Source organism: Prevotella sp. CAG:255 (genome assembly GCF_000431195.1).
Lineage (GTDB): Bacteria > Bacteroidota > Bacteroidia > Bacteroidales > Bacteroidaceae > Prevotella > Prevotella rara.
Map to the genome: position 1 here is coordinate 30,988 of NZ_HF986805.1, position 26,602 is coordinate 57,589.

Genomic DNA, 26,602 nt, shown 5'->3' on the forward strand with positions numbered 1-26,602 from the left:
CAGGAAACACGGACCAAACGCATATTACGGACAAAAGAAATAAAATTTAATAACATAAAAAAGTAATTACAACTATGATAAAAGCATTCGAAAATTACGAAATTTGGTTTATAACAGGTGCTCAGCTTCTATATGGAGGTGATGCAGTTAAACAAGTTGACGGACATTCAAAAGAAATGGTTGCCGGACTAAACGATTCAGGAAGACTTCCAATTAAAGTGGTATATAAGGGAACCGCAAATAGCAGCAAAGAAGTTTCAGAACTTTTCGCAGCTGCCAACAATGAGAAAAAATGTATCGGTGTAATAACATGGATGCACACATTCTCTCCTGCCAAGATGTGGATACACGGACTTCAGATACTTCACAAGCCACTACTCCACTTGCATACACAATATAATGCCGAAATTCCATGGGATTCTATCGACATGGACTTCATGAACCTCAACCAGAGTGCTCACGGAGACAGAGAGTTCGGTCACATAATATCACGTATGCGCATAAGGAGAAAACTTGTAGTTGGATACTGGAAAGAAGAAAAGACACAGGACCATATTGCTGTATGGGAACGTGTATGTGCAGCATGGGCAGATGCACAAGACATGTTAATCCTGCGTTTCGGCGACCAGATGAATAATGTAGCTGTTACTGACGGCGACAAGGTTGCAGCAGAACAGGTTTTAGGCTATCATGTAGATTATTGTCCATTCAGCGAAGTACTTAGCTATTTTAAAGAAATAAAGGACGCTGATGTTGACAATCTGGTTGCTACATATTTCAATGAATACGACCATGACAGTTCACTTGAGGATAAGACAAGCGAAGCATATAAGAAAGTATGGAATGCAGCAAAAGCGGAACTCGCTTTACGTGCCATACTGAAAGCCAAAGGTGCAAAAGGCTTCACAACAAACTTTGATGACCTTGGTGACGTAGACGTAGAAAAAAGCGGAATGGGATTCGATCAGATTCCAGGACTTGCCTCACAGAGACTCATGGCTGAAGGATATGGCTTTGGCGCAGAAGGCGACTGGAAGTCAGCAGCCTTATACCGCAGTATTTGGGTCATGACACAAGGCATGCCTAACGGCTGTTCGTTCCTCGAAGACTATACGCTCAACTTTAACGGTGAACAGAGTTCTATCCTGCAGTCACACATGCTGGAAGTGTCACCTCTGATTGCAGCATCTAAGCCACGACTTGAAGTTCATTTCCTTGGCATAGGAGTAAGAAAGAGCCAGACCGCCCGTCTTGTATTTACTTCAAAAGTAGGAACTGGTGTTACTGCAACAGTAGTAGATCTCGGCAACCGCTTCAGAATGATTGTAAACGATGTAAAATGCATCGAACCTAAGGCATTGCCTAAACTCCCCGTTGCATCAGCACTTTGGATTCCTCAACCCAACTTTGAAGTTGGAGCAGGATGCTGGATATACGCAGGAGGCACACATCACAGCTGTTTCTCATACGATCTTACTGAAGAATATTGGCAGGATTATGCAGAAATTGCAGGAATAGAGTGTGTATTCATCAATGAAAATACAAAGGTTGATGAGTTCCGTAAAGAACTGCGTTTCAATGAAGTTTATTATATGTTGAACAAAGCTTTGCTGTAGTTTTATGACAAAATACGTTATAGGCCTTGATTACGGAAGTGATTCAGCCAGGGCTTTAGTTGTAAATGCTACAACGGGTGAAATATTAGCAACCAGCGTACAATATTATCCACGATGGAAACAAGGATTATATTGCAACCCTAAAACGAACCAATGGCGCCAGCATCCCAAGGATTACCTTGAGGTGCTGGAAGGCACGGTAAAAGATGCTTTAAGCCAATGTCCACAAGAAGTTGCCAAGAATGTTGTCGGAATTGCCTTTGACACAACAGGATCAACACCTGCCTTCACAGACGAGACTGGCACTCCATTGGCAATGCTGCCAGAATTTGAGGACAATCCAAATGCAATGTTTGTATTATGGAAAGACCATACTGCAGTAAAAGAAGCTGAAGAGATAAACTTAGCATGTGCAAAGTCAGAAATAAACTATGCTAAATATGAAGGTGGCATATATTCTGCTGAATGGTTCTGGGCAAAAGCGATGCACATCTTACGTGAAGACAGCAAGGTTGCTCAGAAGGCATATTCAATAGTTGAATATTGTGAATGGCTGCCAGCTGTACTGACCGGTGTAAATAAATCAAAAGACATTGTCCGCAGCCGCTGTGCATGTGGCCATAAGGCAATGTGGCATAAAGAATGGGGAGGTCTTCCTTCTGAAGATTTTCTTGTTTCATTAGAGCCTAAACTTGCCGGATTCCGTGCCCGACTGTTCGAGGAGACAGAAACTGCAGATAAACCTGTCGGACATCTATGCAAAGAATGGGCAGAGCGTCTAGGACTTAATGAAGATGTTGTTGTTGCCGGAGGCGCATACGATTGTCATATGGGTGCTGTTGGTGCCGGAGTTACTCCTCATACGCTTGTACGTGTAATAGGAACATCAACATGCGACGTTATGGTTGCATCATATGATGAAATCGGTACAAAATGCATAAAAGGTATCTGTGGACAAGTTGATGGCAGCGTAATTCCCGGAATGGTTGGCCTTGAAGCAGGTCAGTCAAGTTTTGGCGATGTCTATGCCATGTTCAGAAGAATACTTGAATTCCCCGTAAGAGAAATCCTGCCTCAAACAATCGGCGATAAATTATCTAAAGAAGAAATTGACTATATTGTTGAAAAAACTTGCGATAAAATTATCGTCAAACTAACCGAAGAAGCAGAAAAAATACCTGTCTGCGAAAGCACGATGATCGCAACCGACTGGATAAACGGACGACGCACTCCAGATGCGAATCAGTTGCTAAAAGGAACAATTGCCGGATTCACTCTAGGCTCAAATGCCCCACAAGTTTTCCGTGCATTAGTAGAAGCCACGGCATATGGAACAAAAGCTATTGTTGACAGATTTGAAAGCGAAGGAATAGTAATCGACAATGTCATAGGCATTGGAGGCATCGCGCTTAAATCACCATTTGTAATGCAGACAATGTGTGATGTCATCAATAAGCCAATAAAAGTTTGCAATACAGACCAAGCATGCGCATTAGGAGCCGCAATGTTTGCAGCAACAGCAGCAGGAATATATGAGAAAGTTGAAGATGCAATAGAAAATATGAATAGCGGATTCTCTAAAGAATATATTCCACAGCCTGAAAATGTAAAAGCATACGAGGATATATACAAAAAATATCTAAAACTCGGACAATTTACAGAAAAAGAGCTATTCTAGGGTCTAAGATGGCGTTAGTGTCTGTCACTCAGACATTAACGCCACTTTCATTGTGACATTTTAAACAGACTCCTTTTAGAAGTCAAACGGTTATCTTTTAGATGAAGAAACATATCATATCGCAAGCCCAAATGCCACATTTCGTATGGAGTAAATTAATGAAAATAAAACCAACAGACATTTATCATTAAACGCAAATAGCAACCATAAACAATAAGGCATCATCTTATAAAAACAATTGCTGAAAAGCGGATAAAATCATTATTAACTTTATTGAAGTTTAAACGTCTATTTCTTTTGTTTTATCATAAGATTTAACTATCTTTGCATGTAATAAGTAAGATAATTTCAAATTATTAGATATAACCCGAAAATCATCAAATTTAATACTAAATATAATGAACGATAAAAAATTAATGAACAAAGCAGCAGACAACATACGTATTCTCGCTGCATCTATGGTAGAAAAAGCAAACTCAGGACACCCCGGAGGTGCCATGGGAGGTTCAGACTTTATCAATGTATTATTCTCAGAGTTTTTAGTATACGATCCTGAAAATCCTTCATGGGAAGGCAGAGACCGTTTTTACCTCGATCCAGGACACATGTCTCCAATGCTATACAGCGCATTATGCCTGCAAGGGAAATTCACATTGGAAGAACTAGCCATGTTCCGTCAATGGGATTCACCAACTCCTGGACATCCTGAAAGAGACGTTAAGCGCGGTATAGAAAACACATCCGGTCCTCTTGGTCAGGGACATACTTTTGCTGCCGGTGCCGCTGTTGCAGAAAAATTTCTAGAAGCACGTCTTGGAAAAGAAGTTATGCAGCACAAAATATATGCATATATTTCTGATGGTGGTATAGAAGAAGAGATATCACAAGGTACAGGCCGTCTTGCAGGTACACTTGGTCTGAACAATCTTATTATGTTCTATGATTCAAATGACATCCAGCTTTCAACAGAATGTGGTGTTGTTATGAACGAAGACACTGAAGCGAAATACAAATCTTGGGGATGGAACGTAATTAAAATAAACGGAAATGACGTTGACGAAATACGTGAGGCCCTAAAACAGGCACAAAAAGAAGAACACCGCCCTACCCTCATCATCGGAAAAACCGTAATGGGTAAAGGTGCACTTAAAGAGGACGGCACAAGCTATGAGCACAGTATCAAGACACATGGTGCACCTCTTGGCGGAAATGCATATGTAAATACAATAAAGAACCTTGGAGGTGATCCTGAAAACCCATTCCAGATATTCCCCGAAGTACAGGAATTATATGCAAGACGCAAAGAAGAATTAAAGCAAATTGTAGCAAAACGTCATGCTGAAGAAGAAGCATGGGCAAAAGCAAATCCTGAAAAAGCTGCACAGATGAAAGAATGGTTCAGCGGCAATGCTCCTAAAGTAGACTGGAGTGCTGTTGTTCAGAAAGAAGGATCGGCCACACGTGCAGCATCTGCCGCATGCCTTGGCGTACTTGCAGAACAAGTTCCTAATATGATCTGTTCATCTGCCGATTTGTCAAATAGCGACAAGACTGACGGTTTCTTGAAAAAGACATCATCAATGGTAAGAGATGATTTCAGCGGAGCTTTCTTCCAGGCTGGTGTAAGCGAACTCACAATGGCATGCATGTGTATCGGTATGTATCTCCATGGCGGCGTAATTCCTGCATGTGGAACATTCTTCGTATTCTCTGATTACATGAAACCTGCTGTACGTATGGCAGCATTAATGGAAGTGCCAATCAAATTTATTTGGACACACGATGCATTCAGAGTAGGTGAAGACGGACCTACACACGAACCTGTTGAGCAGGAAGCACAAATCAGACTGATGGAAAAACTCAAAAACCATCATGGAAAAGACAGCGTAAGAGTCTTCCGTCCTGCTGACGCAGATGAAACAACAGTATGTTGGGCTATGGCCATGGAAAATATGGAAACGCCTACAGCACTTATATTCTCACGCCAGAACATCGCAAAACTTCCGGCTGGAAATGACTACGAACAGGCACGCAAGGGAGCATATGTTGTCGCAGGTTCAGATGAAGACTTCGATGTAATACTCTTAGCTGACGGTTCTGAAGTATCAACATTGGTTGCCGGTGCAGAACTTCTCCGTAAAGACGGAATAAAGATCCGCATCGTAAGCGTTCCTAGTGAAGGTCTCTTCCGCAATCAAAGCAAAGAATACCAAGAAAGCATACTTCCTAAAAACGCCAAAATATTTGGCATGACAGCAGGTCTGCCTGTAACATTGGAAGGTTTGGTAGGTGCCAATGGTAAAGTATTTGGAATGCCAAGCTTCGGATTCTCAGCACCATATAAAGTATTGGATGAAAAACTCGGATATACAGCCGAAAACGTATACAAACAGGTTAAATTATTTATGGAGGAATAATTATGGACATCAAGACTGTAGGACTAGCATGCGATCATGCAGGCTTTCCGTTAAAAAAGTTTGTCATCCAATATTTGGAAGACCATGGCTATCAGTATAAAGATTATGGCACATATAGTGACATGAGCTGTGATTACCCCGATTTTGCACATCCTTTGGCTGAAGGAATTGAAAGCGGAGAAGTATATCCAGGCATTGGTATCTGCGGAAGTGGTGAAGGTATGGCTATTACATTGAACAAGCATCAGGGTGTTCGTGCCGGCTTGGTTTGGTCACCTGAAATAAGTGAACTCATACGCCAACATAATGATGCAAATGTAATCGTATTACCTGGACGTTTTATTGACAATAAAACAGCTGAAAAAATACTTGATGTATTCTTTAAGACTGCCTTTGAAGGTGGACGCCATCAGAGAAGAATTGAGAAAATTCCTGTAAAATAAGAATTAGCGCCCCTGATATAATTAAAGAGAGTTGATAAAATTCAACAATATAAAAATACCCAAGATACGAAAACGTACTCTTGGGTATTTTTATATTGTTGAATATATAAAATTTCAAAATATTCCAATATCAAAATTTACATTCTACATCTTTATGATGTACGAATAATCATTGTTCTTAAGAAGATTTTCTATTGAAATTGACTTATTTTTATTCATATATTGGTCTATCATATTGACATAACGGGATTTAAAAAATTTATATCCCAAAGCAATATTACAAACCCACATAATCTTTCCTATATGCAAATCTCTCTCTAGCTGGGTACGTGATTCGAAATCATGCATAGGATAAAGACTGAGAAGATAAAAATTAAGGCAATCAGGTACAATATTATCTCGCGTCATTGTCTTGATCTGTGATGGATAATAATATTTTTTATATAAAGGATAATCTTTACCCAAATACTTATCCAATGAGATGCCTATGGTCTGGTTTCCAACAACAATACTTTGATCTAACGCACCAATTTGAGCATATATCTGAGGTATCGGTAACGTTGGAATATAAACTTTAAGACGGTCAAACGAACTGTTTAACAGTTTGTTTATATCATCCATATTTGCATACTGAGCCTCTGCATCTGATAATATTGTCTGAAGCGTAGAATCTTGATAAAATGCCAAAAACTTGTGATTAATCTGCGGATCATTTACCTCACCAATTCTCAAAACATCCTCAAGTAATGTTCTCGTTTCCATAGGAAAGTCTGTATTCATCTGCTGTAATGCAGAAAAATCTCCAGTCGTAAGATACTGACTTTCCAAGCGGTCATAGCGACATACCTCAATACGTTGCTTGACGCTCTCATCTTCAAAAGGCTTCAATTTAAGCTCACATGCCTCAAGAAGAAAAACTGATAATACTAATAACCATTTGGAAAACTTCACTACACATTAATCTTTTACCCTGCAAAGTTAGTAAAAAACTAATTATCCCCAAACATATTAGCTAAAAAAATTAAATTAAACTCTAAAAAACGGCAATTTAACTTTAATTTTATAAAAATCAGTCAACAATAATGAATTTATATTCCACATTTATTAATAAACAACTAACATTAACAAAAGCATAAATCAACTTTGTTTTTATACATATAATACAACAATATTTGTTATAAGCCAATTTCAATTTTGCATTTAAATTATTTAGACGTATCTTTGCATTGAATAAAAATTAATTGCTATGAACAAAAAAATATTAACAGGCGTAATAACTCTGCTGCTCAGTATTCCTGGATTTTCCCAGAAAGACATCACAATTACAGTTACAAACAATTCCAAAACACCAAAACTCAATGAGCCAATAGTGCTCAACCTGAAGGACTATAACACAGACAATGTAAGGTCAGCAACAGTAAAATGTGAAGGTAAAGAAATACCATGTCAGCTTGACGACATTAACCAGGATGGCATAATGGATGAACTCTGTTTCATTACTGATATTGAAAAAAAATCTTCAAAAAAAATAAATATCACATTGTCCAATGAAGGACTGCCCAAGGAATATCCATCGGAAGTTTATGTAGAAATGCTTTTGAGTAATAAAAAAATAAAAGAAAGCAATAAACAGAACTTATATATTTCTCATCTAACTGTAGATAGAGACGTGAATCCTTATTGGTCCTTACATCACCACGGAGCTGCTTTTGAGAACGACATGGTCGCATACAGAATCTATTTCGACCATAGACAAACTGTTGACATCTACGGAAAATACAACAAAGGTCTGGAATTAAAACAAACACAATTCTATCCTGACAAAGATCAGAAAAAAGCAGGTTTCGGAGATGATGTACTATGGGTAGGTTCTACGTTAGGCTTAGGCACACTTAGAGGTTGGGACGGAAGTAAGCCAACAATGCTTACTGATGTTGACAAAAGAAGCCAACGCATCATTTCACGCGGCCCATTACGTACAATTGTTGAAGTTAAGGATGTTGCATGGCGTCCGCAACCTGGTCAGGAACCAATAGACATGACCACTCTTTACATTCTTTATGCTAGAAGAAGAGAATGCTATGTCAAAGCTACATTCAATAAAAATGTAGATAAGTATAAATTCTCTACAGGTATAATAAACGTAAAAAATTCAAAGGAATTTTCAGACAAACAAGGTTTACGTGGATGTTGGGGAACAGATTGGCCTGTATCTGAAAAAGACAGCGCAGGACATAAGCGCGAAACAGTAGGCTTGGGAATTTACATACCACAAGAATACATTATCAGCGAAGAAGGCGCCAATAAAGACAACTATGCTTTCGTAATTAGTTCAAAAACTAATGAGATAAACTATAAAATCACATTCTGCAGTGACAATGAAAAGTTCGGTTTTCACAATGCAGAAAAATGGTTTGACTATTTAAAAGAATGGAAAAAGGAACAAGAAAACCCGATTATCATTTCTAAACAATAAGAAATTAATTATAAACAATTTTGCAGGAAAAGGATGTGCGACAATTATTTCACATTCCTTTTCCTGCAAAACATTTTTACCAAAACGACATCAGACTCTCCTTAGGCTTCAAGAAAAGCAAAATATTACCATTGCATAATGATAATCTATAGCCAAAAATAAAAATATAGGCAACACATTAACTAACTTATCATCATTAATAGGTATTTTACTAAAATATAAATACGAAATCATTATTTTTTGTTACTTTTGCATTACTTATTAAAATGGCAAAAAGATGAGATTATCAGAACTAAAGACAGGAGAAAGAGGTGTTATTGTTAAGGTAATGGGACATGGTGGATTTCGCAAACGCATTGTTGAAATGGGATTCATCAGAGGAAAAATCGTCAAAGTACTGCTTAACGCTCCACTTCAGGACCCCGTGAAATATCAAATAATGGGGTATGAAATCTCATTACGGCATACAGAAGCCGCAATGATTGAGATCATACCGGCCGACAACGCCCCGCAGCTAGAAGAAGAAGAGGCGAAGAAGTTGGGAATGACAAACATATCTCAAACAGCAGATGAAGACTATCTGCTCACAGATGAAATGCTCCACAAAGTTGCATTGGAAAAAAGTCATACAATAAACGTTGCTTTGGTAGGTAATCCCAATTGCGGAAAGACATCTTTATTCAATTTTGCATCTGGCGCACACGAAAGAGTCGGCAATTACTCTGGTGTTACAGTAGACGCCAAAGAAGGACACGCTGAATACAATGGATATCGCTTCAATCTGGTAGATTTGCCTGGCACATACTCACTTTCAGCATATAGCCCCGAAGAATTATATGTACGTAAACAAATAATCGACAATACTCCTGATGTCATTATTAATGTTATTGATGCAAGCAACATTGAAAGAAACCTCTACCTTACGACACAACTGGTTGACATGAATCTCAAAATTGTCGGAGCATTAAACATGTTCGACGAATTTGAATCTAGAGGGGACAAACTTGACTACGATAAACTCGGTGAATTATTCGGAATGCCATTTGTCCCTACAGTATTTAAAACCGGACGCGGCATTGACGAACTCTTCAAAACTGTCATAAACGTATATGAAGGTGTTACCGAACCGGGAAAGAACAATCTCAGACACATCCATTTAAATCATGGAAAATACATAGAACAAGCAATTGACGATGTAAAAAAGGAAATACAAAAAAACGAACAAATCCGTTACAAATATTCAACACGTTTCCTGGCAATAAAGTTACTTGAGAAAGATTCAAAAATAGAAACTCAGGTAAAAGACCTTCCAAACGGAGAAGATATCATAAAAATTCGGGACAACGCAGCTGAACTAATTCTCAAAGAAACCAGAGAAGACAGCGAAACAGCCATAATGAATGCAAAATATGGCATCATACATGGAGCCATGAAAGAAGCAGGTTGTGAAGAAGGAAACAAAACAGACACATATCAGCTTACTCATGTCCTTGACGCCATAATAACAAACAAATACATTGGTTTCCCACTATTTTTCATATTCTTGTACCTAATGTTTGAAATTACGTTCACGTTAGGCCAATACCCTATGGACTGGATTGAAAGTGGTGTAAATCTCATAAGTGAATTCATGAGATCTATAATGCCGGACGGCCCACTTAAAGCCATGGTTATTGACGGGGCAATAGCAGGTGTTGGGGCCGTAATCGTATTTCTTCCTCAAATATTGATCTTATACTTTATAATTTCATTCATGGAAGACTCTGGCTACATGGCCCGCGCTGCTTTCATCATGGATAAAGTAATGCACAAGATGGGACTGCACGGTAAATCGTTCATTCCGCTTATCATGGGATTTGGATGCAACGTACCAGCCGTAATGGCAACACGAACTATCGAAAACAGACGCAGCCGACTAATTACGATATTGGTATTGCCGCTTATGAGCTGCAGCGCACGCCTACCTATCTACATAATGATTATAGGTACATTCTTTGCAGTAAAATATCAGTCGCTCATCATGATATCCCTTTATGTCATCGGCATAGCTATGGCTGTGCTAATGAGCCGCATATTCAGCAGATGGCTTATTAAAGGAGACGACACTCCTTTCGTCATGGAACTGCCTCCATACAGATTTCCTACAGCAAAAGCCATACTACGCCATACTTGGGAAAAAGGCAAGCAGTACCTAAAAAAAATGGGAGGAATAATTCTCGTTGCAAGTCTAATAGTATGGGCCTTAGGTTATTTCCCTCATAATGAACAATTAAGCAATCAAGAACAAAAAGAACAAAGCTATATTGGAGTCATCGGAAAATCAATTGAACCTATATTCAGGGCACAAGGCTTCGACTGGAAACTTGACGTTAGTCTTGTAGCAGGAGTTGGCGCAAAAGAAATCATAGCATCAACAATGGGTGTACTTTATGCCGATGACGATAATGTATCCAATGAATCTGAAAAATATCAAATCCTGAATAAAAAGATGCAGGCGGACGGAATAACTCCGCTCATTGCCTTTTCGTATTTGCTATTTGTATTGATTTATTTCCCTTGTATAGCAACAATTGCAGCAATAAAAAGCGAGACCGGTAGTTGGAAGTGGCCAATATTTACAATGGTTTATACAACATTTCTAGCATGGTGCGTTTCTGCATGCTGTTACCAAATAGGCAGCCTGATTTTATAGGAACTAAATAAGGTAAAAAATTATAAACAAATCAACCGCCTTAACATTCTATCAGATGTTAAGGCGGTTCTGTTTAATGCCAATCAGACAGAAAAGCAAATTGAATAATTCAAAAAGTAAGGATAATGAAAAACAGAACAATTAAAAACCAATAAAATATAATAATAACCATATATTATGCGGAAACGTAAAATCACTTTTTAATAACTTACAATAAAAATAATATTCATATAATTTGCGACACATAATTAATGACAAAATTATGTAAGTTAGTGATTTAGAGCATATTTAAGACTCCAAAATCGCAAAAAAAGCAAAATAAATTTCCGTTTCACAACAAAAACTATTATATTTGCACGCCCAAATGAAAAGTTAAGAACCGATAAATAGTAAATTCATATAAAAATGACTAAGGCAGATATAATTGAGGAAATTGTAGAATCAACAGGTATTGCGAAAAAAGATGTTTCTGCAACAGTTGAAGCTTTCATGGAAGTTATAAAAACAAGCTTACTTGAAAAGAAAGAAAATGTATACCTGCGCGGTTTCGGCAGTTTCATCGTTAAGCATAGAGCCGAGAAAACGGCACGTAACATATCAAAGAATACCACAATAGTTATTAAAGCTCACGATTTTCCAAGCTTTAAGCCCGCGAAGAGCTTTGTAAGCAAAATGAAAGGCGAATAAGTGCGGATTTTTAATTTAACAATATTATATAAACCATTTAAATTTATAAGCTATGCCAAGCGGTAAGAAGAAAAAGGGCCACAAGATGGCTACACACAAGCGTAAAAAAAGATTAAGAAAGAACAGACATAAGAGCAAGTAAATTGCTTCGATAAGTCTGTAAATTCAGAAATTAAAGGGCATGTCATCACAGCCTATAACGACCGGTGGACATGCCCTCTTTTTTGACAAAACTAAGTTCAGAAAACCAGAAATGACCAGCGAAGTTGTAATTGACGTCCAACAGAAAGAGATTTCGATTGCCCTGCTGGAAGATAAAAATCTAGTAGAGTATCAGACTGAGCAGCGCTCAGCGTCTTTCTCAGTTGGCAACATCTATATGGCAAAAGTCAAAAAACTGATGCCGGGGCTTAATGCCTGTTTTGTAGATGTTGGTTTCGAACGTGATGCTTTTCTCCATTATCTTGACTTAGGAAGCCAATTTGACTCATACGAAAAGTATTTAAAACAAGTAAAAAGCGACAGAAAGAAACTTTTCCCCTTGTCAAAAGCGACTCATCTTCCTGATTTGAAAAAAGACGGAAGCATACAGAATACGTTGCGTGTCGGACAAGAGGTGATGGTACAGATTGTTAAAGAGCCAATATCAACAAAAGGTCCCAGACTGACTGGTGAGTTAAGTTTTGCAGGACGTTATTTGGTTCTGATACCATTTAATGATAAAGTTTCTGTTTCTTCAAAAATTAAAAGTGGTGAGGAACGAGCACGACTCAAACAGCTAATCAACAGTATAAGGCCTAAAAATTTTGGCGTTATTGTACGTACTGTTGCCGAAGGCAAAAGAGTTGCAGAACTTGACACCGAACTGAAGATTCTCTTAAAGCGTTGGGAGGAAACCATTACTAAAGTACAAAAGACAGAAAAAAGGCCTCAGCTAATATATGAGGAAACTAGTCGTGTCGTTGCATTGTTACGCGACCTGTTTAATCCGTCATACGAAAATATATATATAAATGATGAAGAGGTCTACAAAGAAGTAAAACATTACGTAACCCTAATTGCCCCGGACAAGGCAAATATAGTAAAGATGTACTCTGGTAATGTCCCGATCTTTGACAATTTTAACATCACCAAACAGATAAAATCGAGCTTTGGCAAAATTGTAAACTACAAGCATGGTGCATATCTAATTATAGAACACACAGAAGCCCTGCATGTTGTAGACGTTAATAGCGGAAACAGAACACGCTCCGCAAATGGTCAGGAAGCCAATGCACTTGATGTTAATCTTGGCGCAGCAGACGAACTTGCACGACAATTGCGCTTAAGAGATATGGGAGGTATTATTGTTGTAGACTTCATAGACATGAACCTAGCCGAAGACAGGCAACTGCTCTATGAACGAATGTGCAAGAATATGCAAAAAGACCGTGCACGACACAATATCTTACCACTAAGTAAATTCGGACTTATGCAAATAACACGCCAAAGAGTCCGTCCTGCAATGGATGTTAATGTGGAAGAAACCTGCCCTACTTGTTTTGGCAAAGGAACGATTAAATCCAGCATACTTTTTGTTGACCAGCTTGAGAGAAAAATTGACAGACTAGTCAATAAGATTGGAATTAAGAAATTCTATCTGCATGTACATCCCTATGTAGCAGCATATATCAATCAAGGCATAATAAGCCTTAAACGCAAATGGCAGATGAAATATGGCATGGGCGTACATGTAATTCCTTCTCAGAAAATGGCCTTCTTGCAATACGAATTTTATGACAGCAAGAAGCACTTTATTGACATGCAGGAGGAAATTGAAACAAAATAAAAAAGATGTGTCCATATTTGGGCACATCTTTTTTATATCTAAGACTTACAAAATCGCTAAAGATTATTTATTGCACAATTTTAAATCTTATACGGAAAGTATGTTTCTCTTCATCCCAATTAGTTCCTAGAATTTCAAATCGGCCAATTTGAGACGTAGAACGCACATGCTTACCGATACACGGGCATACATCATAATCGCCAATACGGACTAAACGCAATGTTTCAGACGCATCTTCCGGCAGCCTGTCAAGCGACACTCCCTCAGGCACATTATCACGATTGACAAACTCGAAACTTACAGGCAAGTCCTCATCGATAAGCTCATTCATCTTCCTCTCAATATCACGTTCCTCATGACGGGAAGGCTTATGGTCAAGAACATAACTTATCTTACTTTTTTTGCGCTCAATATGAGCATTAGTTGACCGCTCGCAACCAAACATTCGTATCATTGTCTGATTGAGAAGATGTTCTGCAGTATGTGCAGGTGGAAATTCTTCCTTATTGTGCGCATTCAAAATATAATCTTCTGCCATGGCATTAATTTATGAACTGATAGAAAGATGTATGATATAATGATTTCTATACTAAAAATTTATATATCCGAGCTCCGTATGCAGGAATATTTAATTCTACAGCAGAATCTGCCTTAAATGGCAGCATAACAGTGTCGTCTGTAAGCAAATCAGTTGCATTGACAGATTTCTCTGCCATCTGCATATAATCAAATGCATGCCTGGGTATATTTACGCCACATGTAACATCTGAATCTGAGAAATTAACCACAACAAGCAACACCTCATTATCTGCCTTTCTAAGAAAAGCATACTGACGATGAGAATCAAAGATGTCACTTTTAGGATTCACATACATCAAATCAAAAAACATGCCTTCACTCACAGCCTTTTCATTCTTGGCTATATTAAGAATGGCAGAATAAGCCTTTTCCAGACGTTTTTCATCTGATGTAAGCTTACGTCTGTTCACATACCCATTGTAAAGAGACGCAACCGTCCAATAATCGAATATCGTAGTGCGTCCATCCAAGCCGCTAAATCCCTCCTTGTCCATACCACGTTCGCCAAACTCCTGACCGGCATATAACATAAACGGATTGTTGTAGAGCAAGGCACTTACAACAACAGCCGGCAAAGCCTTGTATGCATTACCAGAAAGGAAATCACTGGCCAAGCGCTGTTCGTCATGGTTCTCAAGAAAATAAAGCATATGCTCCTTTATATCGTCAACAGCCTGCCACTGGTAAGTTATGTCTGAAGCAGCACTTTCTCCGCGTATGACTCTGCAAAGGCAATCATACATGCCGACTTTGTCATAAAGATAGTCGAAACCGCTCCCCAAATAGCTCCTGTAAAGTGATGGATTATATACCTCGCCAATAAACACTATATCAGGATAATCTGTCTTTATCTTACCAATACACCAATACCAGAATTCGGAAGGCACCATCTCTGCCATATCACAACGGAAGCCGTCAACACCTTTAGCTGCCCAAAACGAGAGTATATCTCTCATTTTATGCCATGTATCTGGCACAGGAGCGAAATGATAAGAACGGCCACCTGCATCACAATAATCAATACCGTAGTTTAATTTAACGGTTTCATACCAGTCATTAATACCAGGATGATTATCGAAATGGTCATTTCCGGTAGCCTTGGCAGGATATTCACTATATGAATCATCTGCTTCACCTTTTAAATCAAAATATGGAGCGAAGCTCTCATTAGGGCAATAATAGAAATTATTATCAGGATAAAATCCTTTGTTAACATCATCTGTCTCACCAAAGTCCTTCACCCCATCAGGCTTCTTTACCGATTTATATTGGCGTGCAACATGATTTGGCACAAAATCGATAATAACCTTAAGTCCGGCCTTATGGCTGCGCTGCAGCAAAGCCTCAAATTCTTCCATACGCCTGTCAACATCAGCAGCCAAATCCGGGTCGATGTCATAATAGTCGACAATGGCATATGGTGATCCTGCCCTACCCTTAACTACAGCAGGATGCTGGCACGGGATGCCAAATGCAGAATAGTCTGTTTTAGAAGCATGACGTATAACACCTGTATACCAGACATGTGTTACACCGAGTTTTTTTATACGTCTTAATACCGAATCGTCAAAAAAACTCATCTTTCCGCAGCCATTTTCGGCAAGAGTTCCATTTTCAACGCAATTATATGAACGGTTGCCGAAAAGGCGCGTAAAGATTTGATATATAAGTATCTTATGATGTTTCATCATTGCTGTTTATGCAATGCCATGAGCTGAAACATTTTTGTCGATACGGGCAATCATTCCCTGCAAAGCCTTGCCGGGTCCGCACTCAGTAAAGTCGTCGGCACCATCAGCAATCATGTTCTGAACACACTGAGTCCACTTTACAGAACTTGTAAGCTGTGCAATAAGATTGTTCTTTATCTCAGCAGCATCAGTATGAGGCTTAGCGTCAACATTCTGATATACAGGACATTTAGGCTCGCTGAATTCTGTTGCCTCAATAGCTGCCTGAAGTTCGTCTTTAGCCGGCTGCATAAGAGGAGAATGGAAAGCGCCTCCGACCTTCAGCGGAAGAGCACGCTTAGCTCCTGCGGCCTTAAGCTTCTCACAAGCTTCATTTATAGCTTCAATGTTACCACTTATAACGAGCTGTCCAGGACAGTTAAAGTTTGCAGGAACACATACATGTCCCTCCTTGTTTACTTCGGCACAAATTTCCTCTACCTTTTCATCAGGAAGACCTATTATTGCAGCCATTGTAGAAGGAGCAGCATCACAGGCCTTCTGCATTGCCATTGCACGAGCATAGACAAGCTTAAGTCCATCCTCAAAGCTCAATGCACCGGCAGCAACGAGAGCAGAGAACTCTCCGAGAGAGTGACCGGCAACCATTGAAGGAGCAAAAGCATCACCCATGCACAATGCACTGATTACACTATGAAGGAATACTGCAGGCTGAGTTACCTTTGTCTGCTTAAGTTCTTCATCTGTTCCGTTGAACATGATGTCTGTTATCTTATAACCGAGAATGTCATTAGCCTTGTCAAAAAGTTCTTTTGCCAATGGATTACTCTCGTACAGGTCTTTGCCCATACCTACAAACTGTGCTCCCTGTCCGGGAAAAACAAATGCTTTCATATTTTTAAATATTTACTATTTGTAATTTGCGGTGCAAAGTTAACACATTTTCTGCACACATGCAAATGATGACATGTCATAAATCTGACAATCAGCGATTTATAATGACTTTAGCTTACATCATAACTGAAATATGAGTTATATTAAAATAGTGACAAACAAAACATTATGATTTTACAACGCTAATTCACTGAATTATGAACGAAAATTCATTAGATTACTGTTATCAAATCAATGGATTTCATAAGGACATATATAACATTGATATTCAAGCAGTTACGAAAGGGCATGTTTCATACGGCAAAAGGTGGCAAATTGAAGGCAGAAAGACGTCATTTTACACTGCGAAAGGACACATATCAGATAAAACGCATACAACGTACAGCTTTGAAAACAGCATGGTAGCTACAATATGTATATACACAGACAAAATCAATTGCACATGCATAACGTTCCGCCAACCAATAAGATATAACGGCCATAAAATTCATAAAATGCAGAAACCTACATGAAAAAGAGCGGAAACGTACAAAGTCCGTTCCCGCTCCCTCTAATGATACTTTCTCAACCTATAAAAAATTATTTATAAAGAGGTCCGAAGTTGGCACATGCCCTGAAATCGGCTCCTTCCTTATCCATGCCGAAAGCATTCCATGTTGCAGGACGGAACACTTTGTCGTCATCAACATTATGCATACAAACTGGTATACGGAGCATAGACGCAAGAGTGATAAGGTCTGCACCTATATGACCATAAATGATGGCTCCATGGTTTGCCCCCCAGTTATTCATAACAGAATAAACATCCTTGAAGGCAGGTTTGTCACAAAGACGCGGCACGAACCATGTAGTTGGCCAAGTCGGGTCTGTACGCTTGTCTATTATCTTATGTATTTCCGGATCAATGTCTACCGTCCATCCTTCAGCAAGCTGAAGCACCGGTCCGAGTCCCTTTACAAGGTTAAGACGTGCCATAGTTACAGGCATGCCACCTTTAGACAGGAAGTTGGATGAGAAGCCTCCGCCACGGAAATAATCACGGTTTGCCGGATACCATGTAGTAGCAGAAAGGCATGCTTCAACTTCTTTGTCTGTAAGTTCCCAATGATGCTTCATCACTGGATTTCCGTCGGCATCACAACACTGGCCTGTTCCGTCCAAAGTTGTGGCACCAGAGTTTATAAGATGTATAATACCTCCAGAAGCTCGTCCGCTAAGTTCTTTACCCGTAACACGCTTAACAGCCTCTGGACTCCAGTATGTCCTGACATCAGAGAATATAGCGCTGCGGTTTGTCAGCAAATGCTCAAACAGCATTGTCAGACCATTGCATGTATCATTTTCTGTTGCAAACACGTAAGGCTCGCGTATACCATTCCAGTCGAACGACGTATTTAGCATTGCCTCAGAGAAATCACCATTAGGCTTATAGTCGGTCCATTGTCTTTGTCCCTGGAAACCTCCGGCTATAGCATTATGGCCCAATGCCTCTTCCTTAAATCCGGCCTCTAGCAGCTTCTCGTTGCCAGTCATCAAGTCTCTGAATATCATTGTCATCTTTGTGACAAACTCCCAGTCGGCATCCTTTTCCTCACGGTTCTTTTTCTTGACATCTCTATTTCCAATGTCTTCACCCTCATTTGGAACACAATATTTCTTAACCCATTCAATGGCCTTCTTGTATTCATCCTTATCATAGATGCCTTCGTCCATACGACGCAGAATTTCAGTCATATCCACTTGTTCTGCACGTATGCCAAGATATTCCTGCATGAAATCAGCGTTGGCAATACTTCCAGCAATACCCATAGCAACATTTCCGATAGACAGATAAGACTTGCCGCGCATGGTTGCTACAGCCTGAGCGGCGCGCGCCCAACGCAATATCTTCTCAGCCACGTCAGCTGGTATTGTATTATCATCCAAGTCCTGCACATCATGTCCATAAATACCAAATGCAGGAAGTCCCTTCTGGGCATGAGCAGCAAGGACTGCAGCAAGATAAACAGCTCCCGGACGCTCCGTACCGTTGAATCCCCATACGGCTTTCGGCCAATAAGGATGCATATCCATTGTTTCTGATCCATAACACCAGCATGATGTAACGGAAATTGTGGCACCCACACCATTATTTTCAAACTTCTCTGCACATCGTGCTGCCTCAGCTACGCGACCTATCGTACCGTCTGCTATGACGCATTCAACAGGAGTACCGTCTCCGTTTTTTAAGTTATTAGAGATAAGTTCTGCTACAGCTTTTGCCAAATTCATGGTCTTTTCCTCAAGACTTTCTCTTATTCCGCCTTGACGGCCATCAATAATTGGACGAATTCCGATTTTTGGATAGTTTTTCATTATATATCAGGTTTTGTTATTAAAATAAGCAAAAGAACTTCACCTAAAATAAAAATATTATCTTTATTAAGTGCTTGTTTGGCGACAAAGATAAGAAATACGACAATAACCAATCATTGTTTTTTGATAAACCAACTTAGAATTAGTACACATAAAACACAAATAAACCTTAATAGCAATAACATTTATTAACAACAGACACATCCATCTACTTAAACAAAAGAAATATCAAAATAACATAAAATACAGAAAATAAACAACATACGACGTTTTAAAGTATATCAGTAAAAGACTGGTCTTCAAAATAAGCGCCAGTTTAGAATTATGGCAGCAAAGACATTATTCGTATGTCAAATAGTGTTTTTTTTCAAAAACCTTCTTTTGTATCTAATTTTTTAGTACTTTTGCCTTAGTTATAATTTTTACATTATTTAATTTATGGCTTATAATAATAATCACTTAGTCATAATGGCTGGCGGGGTTGGCAGCCGTTTTTGGCCAATGAGTACAACAGAAAAACCCAAACAGTTTATAGATGTATTAGGAGTAGGACGCTCCCTGCTACAACTAACATTCGACAGATTCAAGGGAATATGTTCTCCTGAAAACGTATGGGTTGTAACAAACCGCAGCTATAAAGACTTAGTTTTAGAACAACTACCGGAAATTCCGGTTACCAACATTTTATGTGAGCCATGCAGACGCAACACTGCTCCATGTATAGCATACGTGAGTTGGAGAATAAAATCCAAAGACCGTAATGCCAATATTGTTGTCACACCAAGCGATCATATAGTTACAAATTGCGAAGAGTTTAAAAGAGTCATATCTCAATGCCTCAAATTCACTAGTGAAACAGATGCGATAATAACTCTTGGAATGAAGCCTACGCGCCCGGAAACAGGTTATGGATATATTCAGGCAGACCTGTCGTCATGCTCTCCACGGAACAAAGAAATATTCAGAGTTGATTCTTTCCGAGAAAAGCCAGACTTAGAAACAGCAAAAAAATATATCCAAAACAAAAGTTATTTCTGGAATGCAGGAATATTCATTTGGAGCGTCAACACTATCGTAAATGCATTCCGCATTTATCAGCCTGCAATAAGCAAAATTTTCGAAAGCCTGCAGCCTGTATATGGCACTCCTAAAGAGCAGGAAGAAATCGACTTAAGATTCCCTGAGTGCGAAAACATATCGGTTGACTATGCAATTATGGAAAAAGCCGAGGAAATATTCGTATGTCCCGCTGATTTTGGCTGGAGCGATCTCGGCACATGGGGCTCATTGCTTGTTCAAACAAAAAAAGATCTTTACGGCAATGGAGTAATTGGAGAAAATGTCTCGCTTTTTGATACCCACAACTGCATCGTACATACTCTAGACAAAAAGAAAGTAGTTATTCAAGGACTAGACGGATACATTGTTGCAGACGACGGAAACAAGCTTTTAATTTGCAAGTTGTCTGAAGAACAGCGTATAAAACAATTTTCAAGCGACAATAAATAATTAAAGACACAAAAGATTAAAATGGAAAAAAAGATTGCATTAATTACCGGTATAACCGGTCAGGACGGTTCTTTCCTTGCCGAATTTCTAATTGAAAAAGGATACGAAGTTCATGGACTGCTCCGCCGTTCGTCTTCATTCAATACCGGACGTATTGAACATCTATACCTTGATGAATGGGTGAGAGACATGAAGAAATCAAGACTTGTAAACCTGCATTGGGCTGATATGACCGACTCGTCATCATTAATACGTATAATTGCAGAAATCAAACCTACCGAAATATATAATCTAGCGGCACAAAGTCATGTTAAAGTTTCTTTCGATGTCCCAGAATATACAGCAGATACAGATGCTGTAGGCGTATTAAGACTGCTTGAGGCAGTACGCATTTGCGGACTAGACAAGACATGCCGAATATATCAGGCTTCTACATCTGAACTTTATGGAAAAGTTCAAGAAGTGCCGCAAACTGAAACAACCCCATTCTACCCCCGATCTCCGTATTCTGTAGCCAAACTCTATGGTTTCTGGATTATGAAAAACTACCGCGAAAGCTATAATATGTATTGTTGCAATGGTATTCTTTTCAACCATGAAAGTGAACGCAGAGGAGAAAACTTCGTTACAAGAAAAATAACTCTTGCAGCCTGCCGTATTGCTCAAGGATTCCAGGACAAATTGTATCTCGGCAATCTTGATGCACAACGAGACTGGGGATATGCACGCGACTACGTTGAATGCATGTGGCTCATTCTACAGCAACCAGAGCCGGACGACTTTGTCATTGCTACAGGAGAAATGCACACTGTAAGAGAATTCTGTACATTAGCATTCAAAGAAGCAGGCATAGAACTCCGTTGGGAAGGTGAAGGTGTCAACGAAAAAGGTATTGACACCAAGACTGGCAAGACAATAGTTGAAGTTGACCCAAAATACTTCCGCCCGTGTGAGGTAGACCAACTATTAGGAAATCCGGCAAAGGCAAAAAAGATTCTCGGATGGAATCCAACAAAAACATCATTCCATGAATTAATAAGAATAATGGTACAACATGATATGAAGTTTGTGAAAAAACTCTATATCAAAGCACAAATGGCAGAATAAAGATGTTAGACAAAAATACAAAAATATTCGTTGCAGGCCACCACGGACTAGTGGGGTCTGCAATTTGGAATAATCTTAAGCAAAGGGGGTATAACAATCTGGTTGGACGCACGCATAAGGAACTAGACTTACTTGACCCAGTTGCTGTTAAAAGATTTTTTGACGAAGAACGTCCTGAAGCTGTAGTGTTAGCAGCTGCACATGTTGGAGGCATCATGGCCAACCTTAATTACAGGGCAGACTTCATCTATCAAAATCTTCAAATACAACAAAATGTCATTGGCGAAAGTTTCAAGCACAATGTTAAAAAATTGTTGTTCTTAGGAAGTACATGCATTTACCCAAAAATGGCACAACAGCCCATGAAGGAAAATGCCCTGCTAACATCTGAACTTGAATACACAAACGAGCCATATGCAATAGCAAAGATTGCGGGTTTAAAAATGTGTGAAAGTTTCAGTCTGCAATATGGATGCAATTACATTGCAGTAATGCCGACAAACCTATATGGTCCAAACGACAACTTCCATCTTGAAAATAGTCATGTTCTGCCTGCTATGTTACGTAAAATTTATTTGGCAAAATGCCTTAACGAAAACAATTGGGAAGCTGTTCGTAAAGACTTAAACTTAAGACCTGTTGAAGGAGTATGTGGACAAAACACGAATGAGGAAATACTAAATATTCTTGATAAATTCGGAATAACGCCACAGGCCGTAACATTATGGGGCACAGGAAGTCCAATGAGAGAATTTCTCTGGAGTGAAGAAATGGCAGACGCAAGCGTTTATGTTTTATTAAACGTAGATTTCAAAGACACATACTCGCCTAATGATAAAGAAATCAGAAACTGTCACATTAATGTCGGCACAGGCAAAGAAATAAGCATACGTGATGTTGCAGAAAAAGTAATGCATGAAATTGGCTTTAAAGGACAACTATTATGGGATGCGACAAAACCAGACGGAACTCCAAGAAAGCTTACAGATGTTACAAAACTGCACAATCTTGGATGGCATCATAAAATAGAGATAGATGAGGGCATCCACAAGCTTTACGAATGGTACAAACTAGGAATTTGCATCAATCATAAAAACTGAATTTATAAATAGCCATATTTACTTATAAGGAACAAGTTTACCAATATAGATTGGCAAGACAATAGGTAGAAACAAAATAAAAATCCATATCAGCACTGAATGTTGATATGGATTTTTCTTTGCGGCTGTCGTCATTTTAGACAAATGAACTTATCTGCAATGACATTAAATACGCCAAAAGATGTTGTGCAGCCGTTTTATATCGTCTGCACAACATCTATTAATTCAATATTTATTTGCAATACCAGCTAACAATAGTTTCATACAACTCCTGCTTGCCAGAAGTCTGCTTTGGCTCACCCTTCTCTTTTGCATATGCAACAATATCCTCAAGAGAAAGTTTGCCTTCTTCAAATTCCTTACCCTTACCAGAATCGAATGAAGAATAACGCTCCTTAACCATGTCACAAATTGGAGAGTTCTCAATCAGATTTGCTGCATTCTCCAAAGCACGGGCCATAGCATCCATTCCGCTGATATGAGCAATGAAGATATCCTCTGGATCTGTTGAATTACGACGCAATTTAGCATCAAAGTTAGAACCACCGTTTCCTAATCCGCCATTACGAATAATCTGCATCATTGCCTGAGTAAGCTCCCAGTTATCAATTGGGAACTGGTCTGTATCCCATCCGTTCTGATTATCACCACGGTTAGCATCAATGCTTCCAAGCATACCATTGTCAACAGCAACAGCAAGTTCATGCTCAAATGTATGACCTGCAAGTGTTGCATGGTTTACCTCAATATTAACCTTGAAATCTTTTTCAAGACCATGTGCACGGAGGAATCCGATAACAGTTTCTGTATCAACATCATACTGATGCTTTGTCGGTTCCATTGGTTTAGGTTCAATCAAGAATGTTCCTGTGAATCCTTTTGAGCGAGCATAATCACGAGCAGCTTTCAGCATATTTGCAAGATGCTCTTTCTCACGCTGCATCTGAGTATTCAAAAGGCTCATATAACCTTCGCGACCACCCCAGAATACATAGTTAGCACCTCCAAGCTTTATTGTTGCATCAATAGCGTTCTTTATCTGCACAGCGGCACGTGCAACAACATCAAAGTCAGGATTAGTTGCAGCACCATTCATGTATCTCTTATTACCAAAAACGTTTGCAGTACCCCACAGCAATTTGATATTTGTGCCCTTCATCTTTTCAAGAGCATAATCAGTGATTGCCTTCATACGAGCTTCATATTCCTCGATAGTCTCACCCTCGTCAACCAAGTCAACATCATGGAAGCAGAAATATTCTATGCCAAGTTTGTCCATTATTTCAAATCCGGCATCCATCTTGTCCTTAGCACGCTCAACTGCATCAGCTTTTTCATCCCATGCATATGTACGTGTCCCGCCACCAAACTGGTCACCGCTTGCTGCGCCTAATGTATGCCACCAAGCCATTGCAAACTTCAACCAATCTTTCATCTTCTTACCCATTATTACTTTTTCAGCATCATAATAATGATAAGCTAAAGGATTATTACTATCCTTACCTTCAAATTTAATTTTTCCTATCTGCGGAAAATACTCTTTTACCATAACCGTTATTTATTAATTTATTAAACCTAAATAATTATATCTCAAAATTACTAATCAATGATTAATTTGTTGCAATAAAGTCTCTTTCCATAATGAATAAGCCTGCAAATATTCTGCACGTCGTTTTTCATCCGGCTCTATAACTGCCAACTTCTTCAATGTTGCAAAAGCTTCATCATGATCTTTATATATGCCACAACCCATACCGGCTCCCTTGGCAGCTCCTACACTTCCGTCTGTTTCATAAAGTTCTATTGTAGCGCCACTAACTCCAGCTAAGGTATTACGAAACAACTCACTTAAGAACATATTGGCTTTACCTGCATGTATTTTATGTATATCCATACCCATCTGCTGCATTACCTCCATACCATAACAGAAACTGAAGACAATACCTTCCTGTGCTGCACGCATCAGGTGGGCTTTGCCATGCTTGTTGAAATTTACGCCATGGATAGAGCAGCCGATCTCTTTATTCTCAAGCACGCGCTCAGCTCCATTGCCAAAAGGAATGATTGTTATACCATCACTTCCAACCGGAACACTTGCCATCATATCATTCATATCTGAATATGAAATTCCTTCAGGTGCAACATTCCGGCGCATCCAAGCGTTTAATATTCCTGTTCCATTAATACACAACAAAACGCCAAGACGTTCCATATCCTTTTGGTAATTAACATGGGCAAAAGTATTAACTCGACTCTTAATGTCATAATTAGCTTCGCCCAAAACGCCATAAACGACACCTGAAGTACCAGCTGTAGACGCAATTTCACCCGGGTTAAACACATTAAGGCTAAGAGCGTTATTAGGTTGATCACCCGCCCTATAACTAATAGGTGTTCCTGCCTTCAAGCCTAATTCATTTGCAGCGGCCTCTGAGACTTCGCTCTGAATACTAAACGTCGGCACAATGTCAGCAATTAAGCTTTCATCAAAGCCGAAATAATCCAACAGGAATTTTGCAACTTTTTTATTCTTAAAGTCCCATAACATGCCTTCACTCAATCCGCTGATGGTAGTATTAATAGTACCGCTCAGTTTCATTGCGATGTAATCACCAGGCAACATTATCTTATATATCTTCTCGAACAGCTGCGGTTCATTCTCTTTCACCCATGCAAGCTTAGAAGCCGTAAAATTACCCGGCGAATTAAGCAAATGGCCAAGACACTCTTTGGGTCCTATATTTTCAAAAGCTTTTTCACCATAAGGCACAGCTCGAGAATCACACCAAATTATTGAAGGCCTCAATACATTCTGATTCTTATCAACACACACAAGGCCATGCATCTGATAAGATATACCAATTGCCTTAATATCTTCACCTTTAACAGATGAATCTGCCATAACCTTTTTCAAGCTGAGTTTTGCATTATCCCACCACATTTGAGGATCTTGTTCAGCCCAACCAGATTTCACGGCTATGATAGGTGCTTCCTTTTCTGGATAAAATGCTGATGCGACACATACGCCGCTATCTGAATCTACTAAAGATGCCTTTACTGAAGAGCTTCCGACATCAAAACCTAACAAATATCTACCAGACATAATAAAAATACTTTTTATATTAAAGACGATTTAGAAATGCATTTCCCTTGAATTTATGATTTTTTTGTATCTTAAAGTGTCTTAAAATAATGACAAAGACAAGTCTTCATGTTTATTTTCAGGCTCTTCTTTTTCTTCGTCATCACAAAATTCAAATTGCAGTTGAAGAGACATTTTAGAAGAATTATTGATGCGATACACTCCACGCTCATCTGTCTTCTCAATAATAGAATCAGGCACTTTACTTGTACGGATCAAATATGATGAAACATAACGGTAGACGTCTTCAAACGACACGACATTGAAGAATCCGTTGTTATGATTATAGACATGCCTTGCTATCTTTTTCACGCTCAAGCCTTTAGGCCCGGCCTCGTTAAGAATAAAGATGATATCGCGGTCGTAGCTCATAGTATTATGATAATAA

At 39.1% G+C, this 26,602-nt stretch carries 17 protein-coding genes and 1 pseudogene; 11 read left to right on the forward strand and 7 right to left on the reverse strand.

Annotation, left to right across the window (positions count from 1 at the left end; translation table 11 throughout):
• The first annotated feature begins 74 nt into the window (after positions 1-74).
• The 4 genes from araA to rpiB all read left to right on the forward strand — a co-directional run bounded on the left by araA (position 75) and on the right by rpiB (position 6,154).
• Positions 75-1,616 carry an L-arabinose isomerase gene (gene araA / locus QVO66_RS06265; RefSeq protein ID WP_021854581.1) on the forward strand — a complete coding sequence of 514 codons (1,542 nt, stop codon included), beginning with the start codon at positions 75-77 and terminating at the stop codon, positions 1,614-1,616.
• 4 nt (positions 1,617-1,620) lie between these two features.
• Positions 1,621-3,294, forward strand: a complete 1,674-nt coding sequence (locus QVO66_RS06270; protein ID WP_021854582.1) for a ribulokinase — start codon at positions 1,621-1,623, stop codon at positions 3,292-3,294.
• 398 nt (positions 3,295-3,692) lie between these two features.
• Entirely contained in the window at positions 3,693-5,711 is a 2,019-nt protein-coding gene (locus tag QVO66_RS06275) for a transketolase family protein (RefSeq protein ID WP_053398111.1), read from the forward strand.
• 2 nt (positions 5,712-5,713) lie between these two features.
• Positions 5,714-6,154: a ribose 5-phosphate isomerase B gene (rpiB, locus tag QVO66_RS06280; RefSeq protein ID WP_021854584.1), complete on the forward strand. Its 441-nt coding sequence runs from the start codon at positions 5,714-5,716 to the stop codon at positions 6,152-6,154.
• A 144-nt stretch (positions 6,155-6,298) separates the two neighbouring features.
• Here rpiB and QVO66_RS06285 read toward each other — a convergent pair whose 3' ends face one another.
• On the reverse strand, positions 6,299-7,105 hold the full coding sequence (locus tag QVO66_RS06285) for a gliding motility protein GldB-related protein (protein ID WP_021854585.1): 807 nt from the start codon (positions 7,103-7,105) through the stop codon (positions 6,299-6,301).
• A 295-nt stretch (positions 7,106-7,400) separates the two neighbouring features.
• On the opposite strand from QVO66_RS06285, the gene QVO66_RS06290 reads away from it, so the two are divergent.
• The 4 genes from QVO66_RS06290 to QVO66_RS06305 all read left to right on the forward strand — a co-directional run bounded on the left by QVO66_RS06290 (position 7,401) and on the right by QVO66_RS06305 (position 13,837).
• Complete coding sequence (locus QVO66_RS06290; RefSeq protein WP_021854586.1) at positions 7,401-8,630, forward strand: DUF4861 domain-containing protein; 1,230 nt, start codon at positions 7,401-7,403, stop codon at positions 8,628-8,630.
• 277 nt (positions 8,631-8,907) lie between these two features.
• Positions 8,908-11,322 carry a ferrous iron transport protein B gene (gene feoB / locus QVO66_RS06295; protein WP_021854588.1) on the forward strand — a complete coding sequence of 805 codons (2,415 nt, stop codon included), beginning with the start codon at positions 8,908-8,910 and terminating at the stop codon, positions 11,320-11,322.
• Between the two features lie 405 nt (positions 11,323-11,727).
• The gene (locus QVO66_RS06300) at positions 11,728-12,009 is read left to right on the forward strand and encodes an HU family DNA-binding protein (protein WP_021854589.1); all 282 of its coding nucleotides are present in this window, start codon (positions 11,728-11,730) and stop codon (positions 12,007-12,009) included.
• A 253-nt stretch (positions 12,010-12,262) separates the two neighbouring features.
• Positions 12,263-13,837, forward strand: coding sequence for an Rne/Rng family ribonuclease (locus QVO66_RS06305; protein ID WP_053398124.1), 1,575 nt, complete (start codon positions 12,263-12,265; stop codon positions 13,835-13,837).
• A gap of 67 nt (positions 13,838-13,904) precedes the next feature.
• Here the strand turns inward: QVO66_RS06305 and QVO66_RS06310 are convergent.
• The 3 genes and pseudogenes from QVO66_RS06310 to fucI all read right to left on the reverse strand — a co-directional run bounded on the left by QVO66_RS06310 (position 13,905) and on the right by fucI (position 19,356).
• Positions 13,905-16,104 (reverse strand): annotated as a pseudogene (locus tag QVO66_RS06310) (alpha-amylase family glycosyl hydrolase).
• Positions 16,105-16,113: 9 nt separating this feature from the next.
• Positions 16,114-17,001 carry an ACP S-malonyltransferase gene (gene fabD / locus QVO66_RS06315; protein ID WP_021854594.1) on the reverse strand — a complete coding sequence of 296 codons (888 nt, stop codon included), beginning with the start codon at positions 16,999-17,001 and terminating at the stop codon, positions 16,114-16,116.
• 579 nt (positions 17,002-17,580) lie between these two features.
• On the reverse strand, positions 17,581-19,356 hold the full coding sequence (fucI, locus tag QVO66_RS06320; protein ID WP_021854596.1) for an L-fucose isomerase: 1,776 nt from the start codon (positions 19,354-19,356) through the stop codon (positions 17,581-17,583).
• A gap of 438 nt (positions 19,357-19,794) precedes the next feature.
• Here fucI and QVO66_RS06325 point away from each other — a divergent pair, with 438 nt between their 5' ends.
• The 3 genes from QVO66_RS06325 to QVO66_RS06335 are packed head-to-tail and all read left to right on the forward strand — an operon-like array spanning position 19,795 to position 23,072.
• A complete protein-coding gene (locus QVO66_RS06325) occupies positions 19,795-20,865 on the forward strand; it encodes a mannose-1-phosphate guanylyltransferase (protein WP_053398108.1) in 1,071 nt (356 codons plus the stop codon).
• 21 nt (positions 20,866-20,886) lie between these two features.
• Positions 20,887-21,972: a GDP-mannose 4,6-dehydratase gene (gene gmd / locus QVO66_RS06330; protein ID WP_021854598.1), complete on the forward strand. Its 1,086-nt coding sequence runs from the start codon at positions 20,887-20,889 to the stop codon at positions 21,970-21,972.
• 2 nt (positions 21,973-21,974) lie between these two features.
• Positions 21,975-23,072, forward strand: a complete 1,098-nt coding sequence (locus tag QVO66_RS06335; RefSeq protein ID WP_021854599.1) for a GDP-L-fucose synthase family protein — start codon at positions 21,975-21,977, stop codon at positions 23,070-23,072.
• A gap of 232 nt (positions 23,073-23,304) precedes the next feature.
• Here the strand turns inward: QVO66_RS06335 and xylA are convergent, their stop codons facing one another.
• The 3 genes from xylA to QVO66_RS06350 all read right to left on the reverse strand — a co-directional run bounded on the left by xylA (position 23,305) and on the right by QVO66_RS06350 (position 26,586).
• Complete coding sequence (xylA, locus tag QVO66_RS06340) at positions 23,305-24,621, reverse strand: xylose isomerase (protein ID WP_021854600.1); 1,317 nt, start codon at positions 24,619-24,621, stop codon at positions 23,305-23,307.
• A 54-nt stretch (positions 24,622-24,675) separates the two neighbouring features.
• On the reverse strand, positions 24,676-26,175 hold the full coding sequence (locus QVO66_RS06345) for a xylulokinase (protein ID WP_021854601.1): 1,500 nt from the start codon (positions 26,173-26,175) through the stop codon (positions 24,676-24,678).
• Between the two features lie 81 nt (positions 26,176-26,256).
• On the reverse strand, positions 26,257-26,586 hold the full coding sequence (locus QVO66_RS06350) for a hypothetical protein (protein ID WP_021854602.1): 330 nt from the start codon (positions 26,584-26,586) through the stop codon (positions 26,257-26,259).
• Positions 26,587-26,602: the final 16 nt, after the last annotated feature.